Source organism: Rhodopirellula maiorica SM1 (assembly GCF_000346295.1).
GTDB lineage: Bacteria > Planctomycetota > Planctomycetia > Pirellulales > Pirellulaceae > Novipirellula > Novipirellula maiorica.
This window is the reverse complement of the sequence record NZ_ANOG01000105.1, coordinates 1-13,929: the sequence shown is the minus strand read 5'-3', so window position 1 is coordinate 13,929 and position 13,929 is coordinate 1. Positions and strand designations below refer to the sequence as shown.

10 protein-coding genes are annotated in these 13,929 nt (G+C 55.0%); 9 read left to right on the top strand and 1 reads right to left on the bottom strand.

Annotated elements, in window-relative coordinates; all coding sequences use genetic code 11:
- Window positions 1–496, bottom strand: a 496-nt coding sequence (locus RMSM_RS03085) for an acyl-CoA synthetase family protein (protein ID WP_144057336.1), incomplete at its 3' end; no start/stop codon positions are given.
- Between the two features lie 521 nt (window positions 497–1,017).
- On the opposite strand from RMSM_RS03085, the gene RMSM_RS03075 reads away from it, so the two are divergent.
- The 9 genes from RMSM_RS03075 (at window position 1,018) to RMSM_RS03035 (ending at window position 13,929) form a co-directional block, all read left to right on the top strand.
- Window positions 1,018–2,262, top strand: coding sequence for a type II secretion system protein (locus RMSM_RS03075; RefSeq protein WP_008691408.1), 1,245 nt, complete (start codon window positions 1,018–1,020; stop codon window positions 2,260–2,262).
- 304 nt (window positions 2,263–2,566) lie between these two features.
- Window positions 2,567–3,829, top strand: coding sequence for a DUF1559 family PulG-like putative transporter (locus tag RMSM_RS03070; protein ID WP_008691406.1), 1,263 nt, complete (start codon window positions 2,567–2,569; stop codon window positions 3,827–3,829).
- A gap of 137 nt (window positions 3,830–3,966) precedes the next feature.
- Window positions 3,967–4,464: a DUF1573 domain-containing protein gene (locus RMSM_RS03065; protein WP_040763842.1), complete on the top strand. Its 498-nt coding sequence runs from the start codon at window positions 3,967–3,969 to the stop codon at window positions 4,462–4,464.
- Between the two features lie 14 nt (window positions 4,465–4,478).
- On the top strand, window positions 4,479–5,186 hold the full coding sequence (locus RMSM_RS03060) for a hypothetical protein (RefSeq protein ID WP_008691402.1): 708 nt from the start codon (window positions 4,479–4,481) through the stop codon (window positions 5,184–5,186).
- 621 nt (window positions 5,187–5,807) lie between these two features.
- Window positions 5,808–7,223, top strand: coding sequence for a tRNA (N6-isopentenyl adenosine(37)-C2)-methylthiotransferase MiaB (gene miaB / locus RMSM_RS03055; RefSeq protein ID WP_008691398.1), 1,416 nt, complete (start codon window positions 5,808–5,810; stop codon window positions 7,221–7,223).
- A gap of 12 nt (window positions 7,224–7,235) precedes the next feature.
- A complete protein-coding gene (locus tag RMSM_RS03050) occupies window positions 7,236–8,522 on the top strand; it encodes a M16 family metallopeptidase (RefSeq protein ID WP_008691397.1) in 1,287 nt (428 codons plus the stop codon).
- A gap of 73 nt (window positions 8,523–8,595) precedes the next feature.
- Window positions 8,596–9,849, top strand: a complete 1,254-nt coding sequence (locus RMSM_RS03045) for a M16 family metallopeptidase (protein WP_008691395.1) — start codon at window positions 8,596–8,598, stop codon at window positions 9,847–9,849.
- A gap of 339 nt (window positions 9,850–10,188) precedes the next feature.
- Entirely contained in the window at window positions 10,189–12,201 is a 2,013-nt protein-coding gene (locus RMSM_RS03040) for a hypothetical protein (protein WP_008691394.1), read from the top strand.
- 246 nt (window positions 12,202–12,447) lie between these two features.
- On the top strand, window positions 12,448–13,929 hold the full coding sequence (locus RMSM_RS03035; RefSeq protein ID WP_040763838.1) for a coiled-coil domain-containing protein: 1,482 nt from the start codon (window positions 12,448–12,450) through the stop codon (window positions 13,927–13,929).

Below are 13,929 nucleotides of genomic sequence, written 5' to 3'. Positions count from 1 at the left end.
CGCTGGACATGCCGCCCAGCGGGACACAAGTGGCACCGCGATCGATCATCGCGTCGTTGGCGGTCCAAAATCCAATGAAGGGACCAAATGAAAACGCCATCATGGCAATGTCATTCTCGGTCACCTCCGCGACGTCCAACACGTAATTCCAACAGCGGATCCACCACTGCCAATCGTCTTGCGTATCGAGCACCGGCAGCGGCCACCCCTGAGTCCCGCTGGTTTGATGCATGCGGGTGTAATGCGAAATCGGCAGATCGAACATCCCCGCCGGCTTGGTTTGCGAATCGGGAATCAAATCCGCCTTGGTCAACAGCGGAATTTGCTGCAGTTGATCAAGCGACGTCAGTGGCAATTTCAGCCCGCACAGCCGTTCGCTGTAAAACGGACGCTGCTGAGCCACCATCAACAATGCATTCAGTCGATCAAGTTGTCGTTTACGAAGCCGAGCATGGGACTCGTCTGCTGGAAAATACTCAAAGTTGCTGTCACGCATCCAAAATATCCGTCTGATTTGCGAGAAAATCGTGGCATCAAATTATGAAGTGTCCGTTAACGCACAGACCCCGCCCGACGCCTTCGGAAACACGAAACTTATCGAAGCAAGTTTTTCCTACGGAGATCCAACTGCCCTTGGGCCGTCAACAAAGACCGCAGGAGCCCCACAGCTGAATGAAACATCAAACTGCCCCGTGGTTGTCCCCCCCACCGCCCCGTTAAGACCAGATGAAGGGATTGTGAGTAAATCAGATTGCCATTTCCAAGCAGCATCGGACGGCTTTTAATGCTCCGCAATGTTAGTTCAAAAGATTCGCTTGATGCTGTGTTGGGTCGCTGTTTTAAGGCCGCAGACGGTTGCCACGACAGACAGCCAAACACAGCCGATGGCAAGCAAGTTTTTGAATTTTACAGCAATCCCATCAATGACATCACCTTGCTTTCACCTGATGTGACTTTGACAACGCAGGAATGTCTGAGCTTCATCGTTTTCCTCTAACCAAACGCTTGAGTAACACCATGCCGCGTCACCACCAATCGAATACCTCAACCTTGACAAAGCGAGCGTCCGGCGCGTTCACGCTGGTCGAAATGTTGGTGGTGATTTCGATTATCGGAGTGCTCGCGACTCTGATGTTGCCCGCGATCAATCGAGCGCGAGCAGCCGCGCGGGGAACTCAGTGCCAAAGCAACTTGAAACAATTCGGGGTCGGTATGACCTCGCGCACCGTCACCGCGTCGGATTCCACATTTTGCTCGGGCGATTTTAACTATGAACGCGATGGCGTTCCTACCGAGTTTGGCTGGGTCGCTGACCTGGTGAACCGTGGCGTGTTGGTCGGTGAGATGCGGTGCCCAAGCAATCCGGCATTGGCGTCGACGGCGATCCAGCAACTGTTGTCGATGGACATTGACGTAATCAATCTGTCGAAATACTCAGGCTGCAGCCCCTGTGTCGACTGCCTCGATGATCGCCGTCTTGGCAGCGAGCCATTCGAAGACGCGATGGGCGATCGGGTGATAAACATCGCTCGCGAGATTGACGAAAACTCAGTAAATGATCTCGCTGGCCGGGCGAACTTGGTGGATCGTCGTTTGATTCAAAAGGGATACAACACCAACTACGCGGGCACTTGGTTTCTGTTTCGCACCGAATTTACGTTTGACGACAACGGAAACCCGACGGCGAGCGAAACCGGCTGCAGTGCCGCAATCGCTTCAGCGAGCAGCGAATTCAAGCAGTTGATGAATGACACTCGCGGCCGCTACAAGACACGCGGCCCGCTATCTACCAACCGCGTCGATTCGGGCAAGGCACCGGCCAGCACGATCCCGCTACTGTGTGATGCAGCCGCCATCGGATTTTTAGAAATCGGAGTGGGCGAAACGATGCCTGAGAGTGTCCTTTACGCCACCTCGATGGTCGGGCAACCGGTGGCCATCAGCAACGGTTCCGATTGGAATTTGCTTGAGGTCCCCAGTCTGCCATCGGGCACCCCGCGTGAAGGCGTTTCCGGATGGTTGCGGGTATGGAACCATAAGACACGACAAGATTATCGCGGCATGGCTCCGCTGCACCTTGGCGTTGCCTATGTCTTGATGGCCGACGGATCGATTCGTGCAATCCAGGACAAGAACGGCGACGGCTACATCAACAACGGCTTTACACAACATCCTGACTACTGGACCAGCAGCGACGTCGAAGCACCCGAGATCATGCTATCCAGCTACTATTCGCTGAACTCCAAAGGCAGCGAGAACTAATCCGTTTTACTTACCGAGACTCAGTTTCATTAACGAAGGAGGGGGGGCAAGCGGAAACGCAATACCGGCGCACCCGGCGGCTTGGTGGTGACAAATTCCACCAAACAAACACAGTGCATTTTTTTAGCAGTAACTAAAGAGCGGAGCGCGTGGCGCCCGATCGCAAACACTTTGGTTCGTGACAACCAAAACAGCAACCTCCCTTTCACAGGAAGCTGGCGATCACGCCACAACACTCCACCTACTATTCCCATTCTGGGCTGCTTCAGCGAAGCGGGTCCAGAGTAAACAAGGAACTTTACAAATGAAAATGTCGAAAAAAGGCTTTACTCTCATCGAAATGCTGGTTGTCATTTCGATCATCGCGATTCTCGCCGCATTGGCACTTCCGGCGCTTGCCAAAGCACGTGAAGCGGCTCGCCGCAGCACCTGCTCGAACAACCTTCGCCAATTTGGCATTGGATTGCTGACCTACGCTGAACGCGATCAAATTGGCCGCTTGTGCACCGGTGCAAGCGACTACAATCGCGACGGATGCATGGACACCTACGGCTGGGTCGCTGACCTTGTCAATTCGGGTGCCGCACTTCCATCGGACATGCTTTGCCCAAGCAACGGTGGCAAAGGCTCCGAAAAACTCAATGACTTGCTCGGCAGCAACTCTACCAACGGCAAAGGAACCTCCGCAGCTCGTCTGAACAAAGGTGCTTGCCGCGAGATCTTTGGCGCAAGTCCTGCTTTGGCCGCAGGATCCGCTGAACGTGCCGCACACATTGGAACTCAGTTCCTCGAAAAAGGCTACAACACCAACTACGCGGCCGGCTATCACTTGGTTCGTAACGCTCCGCTGACTTCGGGAACCGGATCGAACGTCGTACTGAGCACTCGCTCGGCAAACCAAACCGACTTCAAACAACGCGAAGGAACTTACGGTCCGATCCAATTGTCGATCATCGACGGCAGCCGCATTCCAGCGTCGAGCATCGCGCTACTCGGCGATGCGGGCCCTGGCGACATCGACGAAGCGGTTTTGATCGTATCGATCACCGACAGCAATGGCGAAGAATTGTTGCCTCAAGGCATGCTATTGACCGAAGCATTCAACGACGGTCCCGCCTACGTCAACTCGTCGGATTCGATCTCGTTGGCCAAACAAGACGCTGCGGGCGACAGCTCGCTGCCAATCGCAGGTCAAATGGCGTGCGAAAAGGGAAATGCAACCATCGCTGCTTGCTTTGATTTCGACAGCACCGTCACCGGCACAACCAACAAGGGTCCTACCGGAAAAGGTGGCAACAACCTTTACCTTCAAGACACGCGTGACTGGATGGCCGTTCACGGTGGCATCGCGAACATCTTGATGGCGGACGGTTCGGTCAAACAGTTCTACGACGGTCGCAACGGCGACGGTTACCTGAACCCTGGCTTCCAATTCGCCAACGGAATTGCAACCAATTCGCAAGTCAGCGGCTACGCCGACAGCGAAGTGGAGTTGCTGCCGAACGAAATGTTCAACGGCCTGTTCATCGATGCCGCGACCCTGAAGGGCACCTTCGAAAGCAACTAATTCGGTTGCTTCTGAAACGAAATTGACCGAACCACGTTGGGTCAATTCAAACACAACGGGGGTGAGTGATGGTGAATCGCCAGACCTCACCCTCGTTCTTTCATGAACACACTTGATTTTGACTACGGAACTTCTTCATGTTTTCACTCCGCTCGACAGGCCTTCGCATCGTAGTTGGCTGCTTGGCACTTGTGACCGTGTTTGGTCTTGCCGTCGCGATTGGTGCGGTCACAAAGTACAAACCGTACGGCGTACCCGATCATCGCCGAGCCGAGTATGACGCGATCCTCGCCAAGCTTAGCAGCGAGGCAAAGGCCATTGCCAAAGCAGAGAAGAGCAAGAGCCCAGTCGCAAAAATCACGCAAACGGAATTCGATTTTGGCTTGCTCGACCCTGGAACCAGCGGAGCCAAGCATGACTTTGTCATTTACAACGATGGGCAAGACGAACTGTTGCTGACCGCCGCAGGCAGCAGCTGCAAATGCACCGTTGCCAAGATCGAAGACCGCATCGTGCCTGCCGGCGAATCTCGCCCGGTCACGTTGATCTGGAACGTTGGCGAGGATGTCAGCGACCAATACGAGCAGGTCGCCTTCATCGAAACCAACGACCCTCGAAACCAACCATCGAATTGACCGTCCGAGGCAAGGTGCGATCCGCATGGGCCGTCAACTCCGACACGCTGATCCATCTCAAGGGCAGCGCCGACAAACCGATCGAAGCGTCGTGCGTCCTGTACAGCCAACTTTTTGATGACTTTGTGATCCTGGAAACAGAGACATCCAGCGGAGCGATCGAGGTTACGACCGAACCTCTCGAACCGCTCGATCTGCGCGCGTGGCAGGGACGCTGTGGTTACAAGGTCAAAGTGAAATACCGCTCACCCACAAAACGCATGGGGGCGTTCCAAGAGAACATTCGAATATGTGTCCTCGATACCAAGACGACGCAAACCGAGTGGATCGATTTGCCAGTCCAAGGGACGATCGGCAATCCGTTAGTCTTTCACGGCCCCGACCTTGATGCGGAAGGACTGGATTTGGGTACCGTCGAAGTGGGCGATTCAAAGGAATGGTCGTTTTTCGTCCGTTTTCGCACGGAAACCGAGGTGAGCGAAGCGATCGTAGCGGACATCGCTCCCCAGGGATTAACCGCGGTTCTCGAACCCGTCAAACGCGTGAAAAACACATTTCGTGTGACGATCAAGTTGACCGAGGACGTCAAGCCGCAGCGATTCTATTTCGACCGCCAGGGCTACATCGAAATTGCAAATGGGGCGAATCCCGAGCAGAGCGACTGGATGCCGCTGTCGGGCCAAATCATCACGCCCGCCACAAAAGGCCTGGTCGGTCGCTAATTCCCGGCCGCAATTCCCGGCCTCTCTCGCTGCGCCCAATGCCATCTACTTTCGTAGTGGGACTCGCCAGAGTTCCTGGTGTTTCAACAGCAAACATGGGAATTCTGGCGAATCCCACTACTTGAGCATCCCCCAATGGTTGCCAAAGTCGATGGCAATTTCGCTGCGCCCCGGTGAATTCTTGGACGACGGTGTTTCAGGACCGTCTGATCCTTGATCCACCCTGCGGAAAGGCGATCGACCTGCGGTCTTGCCACGGGTCCACGTCGCAGCGGAATTCTGGCTCGGAATGTTCGCCCGCGTCGAGTTTGGGTGCCATCCCCCCTGATTTTCGGTGCGAAACCGGCAAATTCGGCATCGCAAGGGGCACCGGACCGGCGAAGATGCCTACCGCATGGGATGGACATGCGGGTATCTTAATGGCATGTTCGCAGAAATGAGCCAGATAAGCATATCGCCACCCACTCTGTTGTGGCTCGTGTTTTCGTTAATCGCGGCAATGCTATTATTTTCGGGGCTCCACCGTCGACGCTCTCGGCTGACCGACGCCCTGCGATCCTTTGTGCAGCGTAGTCAAAACGCCGGCAGCACAACCGAAAAAGAGAAATCAAAAAAGAAGACATGAGCAAAGTTTTTATCCACACCGTTGGCTGTCAAATGAACGTGCTTGACAGCGAGATGGTCATCGCCGACTTGAAGCGACACGGTTACACCGTCGTGGATTCGCCCACGGACGCCGATTGTGTGCTGTATAACACGTGCAGTGTTCGCGAGCACGCCGAGGACAAGATCTATAGTGCGTTGGGCAAAATCCGTGCGGCCAAAGAAAGCGACCCCAGTAAAATGATTGGGGTGATGGGATGCATGGCGCAAAAGGATCAGGAGACGATCTTCAAGCGTGCACCCTACGTCGACATGGTGGTTGGCCCCGGTCAATTGCACACAATTCCTGAGTTATTGCAGCGAATCGGTCGTGGCGAAGGCCGCCAGTTGGCCGTTTCTCTATCGCGGACCGAGGGATCGCAAGCGACGATCGCGCGGAGTCACGAAACTTTTGACCCGCTCCGCGATCCCACAATGCGGCCGACTCCGTTTCAAGCTTATTTGCGAATCCAGATTGGCTGCGACAAGTTTTGCACCTACTGTGTCGTGCCCAACACGCGGGGGCCCGAACAAGGACGACCGCCGGCACAAATTTTGTCCGAAGCACGCACGCTAGCCGAACAGGGATGTCGCGAGATCACGCTGCTGGGGCAAACGGTCAATAGTTACCGCTATCGCGACGGTGACAGCACCACCGATATGTCTTCGCTACTCGAAGCACTGCACGAAGTCGACGGGATCGATCGCATCAAATTTGTGACAAACTATCCCAAAGACATGACCGAGCGGTTATTGACGACGGTGCGTGATTTGCCCAAATGTTCGCCTTACCTACACGTCCCCGCGCAGAGCGGTTCGGACGCCGTGCTGAAGCGTATGAAACGTGGCTACACGATCGCCGACTACATGGAGATGTTCGAGCGTATCGAACGGATTCTGCCTGAGGCCGCCGTCAGCAGCGATTTCATCGTAGGATTCTGTGGCGAAACCGAAGAAGACTTTCAAAAATCGGTCGCTTTGATCGAGCGTTGCCGGTTCAAGAATAGCTTCATCTTCCAGTACAGCGTGCGACCGGGAACCCAGGCGTCCAAACGACTCGAAGACGATGTTCCCCACGACGTCAAAGTACGCCGTAACAACGAGTTGTTGGCGGTCCAAGATGCGATCGCGAAGGAAGACAACAAGAAATTGGTGGGCAGCGTCGTCGAAGTATTGGTCGAAGGCCCCAGCAAGAAGGCAGCGAAGGCGGATCCCGATGCAAACGTCGTCCAAATGGTCGGCCGCACGCCGTGTGACCGCATCGTGGTTTTTGACGGCAATCGTCGTCAAGCAGGCCAATTCATGAAGATCGCAATCGATGACGCACTTGTTCACACGTTGATTGGTCGAGTACAAACGGTCGATGTTGTTTCGATCGATCTCGCCCGAAGCTAGTCCCGAACCTAAATGTCCGAAACTCACTTTGAAGGGATTGCCCTGAATACGCTGCCTTCCTCGACCGATTCCATCCACATTGAAAAACTTGACAATGGGATGGCGATTCTTGTCCAATCCATGCCATGGCTGCGAACCGCAGCGTTTTCGTTATCGTTGCGAGGCGGCGTCAACGCCGAAGCCGATGACGATGCCGGACTCGCGTCAATGGTTTGCGAGATGGTCCAACGTGGTGCGGGAAACCATAGCAGCCGTGACCTAGTCGCGATCCAAGACAATCTTGGGATGGATCGTTCCTCGGGCGTTTCGACCTCCGCCGTGTCGTACGGCGGATCGATGCCCGCCGATTCGCTGCAGGCCGCTCTTGAGCTGTATGCCGACATCGTGCGGCGTCCGCACCTGCCCGCCGATCAGCTTGATGATGCCAAGTTAATGGCGATGCAAGAATTGCGAGCGATCGAAGACGAACCGACTCAGCGAGTGATGATTCGGTTGCGTGAAATGCAATACGGAAAACGACTCGGCCGCAACAATCACGGCACGCAAACCAGTTTGGCCAAGATTACGCCAGACCATATTCGCGAATTCTATACGTCACATTATCACGCCGGCGGTGCGATCTTGGCGGTGGCAGGCAATTTGGATATCGACCAAGTCGTCGGATGGGCGAAACAGAATTTTGGCGACTGGAAGTCGGGCGAAATCGCGGCGGCAGCGAAATTTGAAGGCGCCGCCGGGCAAGAGCATATCGATTCTCCGTCGAGTCAAACGCATATCGGATTTTCGTTTGACGGAATCCCCTTTGGACACGACGACTACTTCAAACTTCGCGCGGCGATCGGGATCCTCAGCGACGGAATGAGTAGCCGTTTGTTTGATCGCGTCCGAGAACAACGCGGACTCTGCTACACAATCACCGCTGGCTGCCATTCGCTTGAGCAATTGGGGGCGGTGTTTGGCTATGCCGGAACGACACCGGAACGAGCCCAGCAAACCTTGGATGTCACGCTCGGCGAATTTAAAAAGTTCACCGAAGACCTCCGCAATGATGAACTCGAACGATGGAAAGTCCGCATCCAAAGCAACTTGATCATGGAACAAGAATCGAGCGCGTCGCGAGCATCGTCGATCGCTTCGGACTACTTCCAACTCGGCCGCGTGCTAAGCACATCCGAATTGGAACAGATCATCGAGTCGCTGACGCTTGCCGAGGTCAAATCCTATTGGTTGGACCATCCGCCGGGCAACTACCGAATCGTAACGCTCGGTCCCAAAAAGCTTTCTGCACCTCAATCATGACAGGCCGCCGCTAATCATTGCTGGTCGCCGCGATCCGCTCCTTTCCACCGCATTCCCAAAGCTTAATTTCAAGATGGCGCAGTTCCGACACCACACGCTTGCCAACGGACTCCGCATTGCCGCAGAGATTGACAACCGCTGTTATTCTGCGGCAATGGGTTACTTTGTTCGCGCAGGATCTCGCAATGAAACGGATATCGAATCGGGGTTAAGCCATTTCCTAGAACACATGATGTTCAAAGGAACACAGAAGCGGTCGGCTGCTGATGTGAATCGCGAACTCGACGAACTCGGTGGGCAAAGCAATGCCTACACGACCGAAGAACAGACGGTTTACTACGCCACGGTGCTGCCGAAATTTCAAGATCGGATTATCGAACTGCTGACCGATATGCTCAGCCCGTCACTGGATCCAGGCGAATTTGAAACCGAGCGACAAGTGATTTTAGAGGAGATCGCCAAGTACGAAGACCAACCACCGTTTGGCGCCTTTGAACGCGCGATGGAGCGTCACTTTGGCCCCCGTGGACTCGGACGCCGTGTGCTCGGTACCGCCGAATCGATCGAAACAATGCGTGTCGAGACGATGCGTGACTATTTCAATCGCCGTTACCGGGGCGAAAACATCGTGTTGGCCGCGACGGGCAATGTCGACTTTGATGCACTGGTGGATGCTGTCGAACATCAAACCCGCCATTGGGCCGACCGCCCGTGCACGCCGGAACCGCAGACAGACGATCCGCAAACGTTGCCCGCTGGAATTTCGTTGGACGCGGAACTCGATATCGAAGATGCCGCCCAAGCTTATTTCGTGCAAATGAGTCCCGGCCCAAGTATGACCAACGAGGATCGCTACGCCGCTCGCATCCTGGCGTCAATCGTCGGTGACGAAGGAGGCAGCCGGCTGTTCTGGGACTTGATCGATACCGGTCGGGCTGAAGCCGCGACGGTGTGGCCGCAAGAGTTTACCGATTGCGGGGCATGGTTCGCCTACTTGGTTTGTGAACCAGGTGAGATGCAGGGCAACCGCAAATGGATGGCCGATGTCCTTCGCCGCACTGCCGAGCAAGGCGTCACTCCCGAAGAACTAAAACAATCCGTGAACAAGGCCACCGCAGCCTGTATTATGCAAAGCGAACGGCCAAGCAACCGGCTCTCCAGCGTCGGCAGTCGCTGGTTGATCTGCGAAGAATACGCCAGCACCGACGATTTGCTGGAACGATTTGGGAAAGTGGACGAGCAAGCGGTCGCGGATGCGGCTAAAAAATACCTGTGCCAAGAGCAGACGACCGACGTGTTGGCCACGGCCAGCGAAGCGACCGTCTAGCCCGAATGATTTACTGAGAAAGGACAACGGCCTTTCCAGGCCGTCAAAATTAGCGACAGCCTAAACAGACGGCACCTACCCCCAACGCTCAGGCCAGTTGCAAGACAGGCCAGTTGCAAATGGAGCCAGTTGCAAACAAAAAAAACGCAGTTCCAATTGGAACTGCGTTTTTGAGAATGACGATGGTCGAAAAAAATGGAACAGCAAATCGGCGAAGTGAGAAGAATAATCAGTAGCCAGAGCAATTGCTCCAAAAGGCGTCTCACCTGAATAAACCCGATTGTTTCGACGTGGGTACGAATTTAGTTCATTTTGGTTCGTTAGAAAAGAGCACTTTCCTTGAATTTTTCTGAAGCGAACGACGTTCCAGCGTTGCTGAGGATCAGCCCACGGCTCGCTGTCCTGCCGATTATCCACGGCAGCGGCCAATTTGCCCTGACGGTTCGCCGTTGGTTTTTGGAGTATTCGTTCGATTGTTTGGCGGTGCCGCTACCGGAATCGTTCCGCGAGCCTGTCGAAGCAGGCGTTCTCGATCTGCCTCGTGCATCGATAGTCCTGCAGCCTCCGAAACCGAATTTTGCGGCCAGCGAATTTCGCTCCGAATGGGCTCAAGGCCCCTGGAACGAAGAGGATTCGGATGCTTCGGATCCCGAGGACGAGGATCCTGAAACGCCGCCGACCAGTTATGTGCCGATTGATCCTTGCCAGCCCGTGATCATGGCAATCCGCGCGGCAATGGGCGAGCACCTGCCACGAGCCTACGTGGACCTGGAAACCGACCCGTTTCGTCCCTATTCCACTGTGATGCCGGACCCCTTTGCGGTGCGGCATGTGGCACCCGAAATTTTTGCCGCCGCATTGCTGCCCAGCATCACTCGTCCACCGGACCACCAAACCCGCAGCCGGATCGTGCACATGGCGATGCGGCTTCGCGATCTCGAGACCCGTCACGAACGAACGCTGTTTGTCTGCAGCGTGCTGCATTGGCCATGGATTCGCGAAGCGTACAATCAATTAGCTCCATCGACACAGCAAAGTTCGCGCAACGAGATGTCGGCCAAAATCAGTTTGCCCGAACATGATGTCGTGCAACCAGCCGAACGTTTTGCCGTCAAGGACCGGACGCTGATGTTCCTGTATGGCGAGCTGCCCTTTATCACCGGGTTGTACGAACGGGCGAGATCGGAACTGGAAAACGATGACAATATTCAAATCGATGGCGTCAAAGAATTGTTGATCGCGGCGCGCGATAGTTATCGCAAAGAACTCGGCAATCGTGCTCGCCGAGTGACCCCGCTGCTGCTATCGAAGTGTTTGCAATACATCCGCAATCTGTCGTTGATCCATCGCCGGATGACGCCCGATTTGGTCACGATTGTGACGGCCGCAAAACAGATCCTCGGCGACCAGTTCGCCTTGCACGTCGCCGAACTGGCCAACACCTATCAACACGGCAACCGGGAACCCTCCCCACCGCAAAGCGAAGACGCACCCCTGCCCGAAGTCACGTTGGGGATTGACCAGGCCCGCTTGCCTGATGGAGAAACCCATTCGCTGGTCAGCCGATTGCCGGGTCCGCCGTTGATGTGGCAAACCATTCAATTGCAACGCCGTGCGACCACGTACGAGAAGGAACGCTGGAAATACAAATGGAATCCCTACAGCCATTGCAGCTATCCGCCCGAAGACGCTCGCATTGAGAATTTTCGCACCCGCGTGTTCGACCGTGCACAAGCAATCATCGGCAACGATCTCGCTAAGACCGAGAAATTTACCACCAGCGTCAAAGACGGCATCGACATTCGTGACACACTGCGTCATTGGTACGAACGACAAATCTATGTCAAAGTTGTGCCGCCGAGTCGCGGTGTGCTCGATGCATGTGTGATGCTATTCGATTCGCCCGCCGATCCACGAAAGTACCCGTGGCGCACCACTTGGTTTGCCGAACACAACGAGGAATCAACGCTTGCATTATTTGCAAGCAATTACCAAGACGAGATGGTCGGCCCAGGAATCGGACTTAGCATCTATGGTGGTGCTCTGTTCTTGTATCCACCGGTCGTCATTCCCGACGTCTGGGTCGACCCGCGAATCGACTACGCCGAAACACTCGAAGAACGTCTGATTGCGGCGGCTTGCCTGCATTCACGCGGACGCGAGATTGCTTTGCTATCACCGCTACCACCTGGATCGGGTTGGCAGCGACTGGCGCGACGGCATCACAAACGGTTGGTGCATGTCCCGCTGAACTCCTTTAGCGACGAACAGGTCCAGCAATTACGGATGGTCCACGTGCTCAATGGCAGCGAGATTCGCAGCTTTGCCGCCGATTTCATTCGCCACGTCTGATCGTCCGCTGTTTACGGACAATCTCATCTACGCATACGAATGGCGTCCGGCTCTGCACATCCGAGACCGCTCGCGGATCCGGAACCGCCTGCTCGGGGAAAAATCTCGGAAATCAAGGTCGACAGGGGGGCTGGCTTCCTGATAAAGCCAAACGAGCTGGACGTTCGCATGTGATAACTCGTCACCGCGTTCGGCCGTCAACCATGATGGTTGACTTTGTGTGTGCTATTCCATTTGGAATCGAAGATGACCGAGTTGTTTGGACTACCGGCTGCTTTCTCCATGCTTGCGTTCCTGATCGCCGGCCTCCTGGTGGGACACCTGTTGTGGTATCGCGATAATGCTTCGGAGCGCAAACGTCTACGTGAAACTGAAGACCGCTATTTGAAATCACGCGAGGTAGTGCGCCAGCACAAACAGCATGTCGCTGAACTTCAATCGCAGCTGAACGCCAAAGCGAGCGAGCTCGATAGCCGATCTTCCGAACACGACAACTTGGCGGCTCGCAATGCCGAACTGCAAACGCTACTGGACACCACTCGCGGTGAATCCAGCGAAGCGGTGGCCGCACGCGAAGAAGCAACCACACGTCTAAACGAAGAGGTCAGTCGCAACGAATTACTCGTTTCGCAGCTGCAAGAAGTGCTGCAAACCAGCTCGACGCTCGACGCAGAATTCCAGCAAACGCTTCAAGAAAACAAAGCACGCGAACAACAGATCCATGATCTAAACGAAACCAACACGCAGCTCAATGACGAGCTGGTCCAATTGCGTGCCGAACTGCTCCAACGACAAAGCGAAATCGCAGAGACCACCGATCAAACCGTGACGGATTTGCGTCAGCAACTCGAGTCCGCACGAGCAGATTACCAGCAGGCCAGCGAGTCGAACCAGCATCTCGAACAGGAATTACTCGCTCGGGTTGCGGAGATCCAACAACGTGATGCGGAGATCGCGGACCTCACCACGCAGCAAAACGCAGCAGGCGAGCAAATCCAATCGCAACAAGAACGTCTCGGCCAACTTGACGAAGAAATCAAGGACAAACAAACGCGGCTGGACCAAATGAGTGAGGAAATCGAATCCCTCTTGCCACTGCGAGCGGAACTCGCGGAAACAGCGGTGGCCTTGGCCGAACGAAAAATGGCCTATGATCAACTGGTCAAACAGAATGACGCCCAAGCCGAAACGATCGACCAACTCACCACTCAGCATAGCGATTCAGGCAACCGCTACGAATCGGTACAGCAACAGCTGAACGACAAAGAAACGGAAATCACCACGTTGACGGCGAGACATGATGAATTAGCCGAAGACTATCGCCAGCAAGCGGAAACCCTTGCCGCGCTGACCGCCGAGAAAAAGGAATCGAACGATCGCATCGCGACGCTGCAACGGGAACTGAGCGACAAAACGAGCGAACTGGCCGACTTGATGGACCAACATCAACAACTGGCCGCAGAAAATCAACAACAGACCGAAACCATCACAACCCTGACGGCGAAACACAGCGACGCGGGTGATCGCTTCGACTCGCTACAGCAACAAATCAGCCAGAAGGAAGCCGAGATCGCCGGGCTGATCGATACTCAGCAGCAACTCGCCGAAGAGAACGCGCAACATCTCGAAACCATCGCCGCATTGACCGCACAGCACAGCGACGCGGGTGATCACCTCGAATCGCTGCAGCAACAATCAGTCAGCAGCAAGCCGAGATCGCCGGACTGA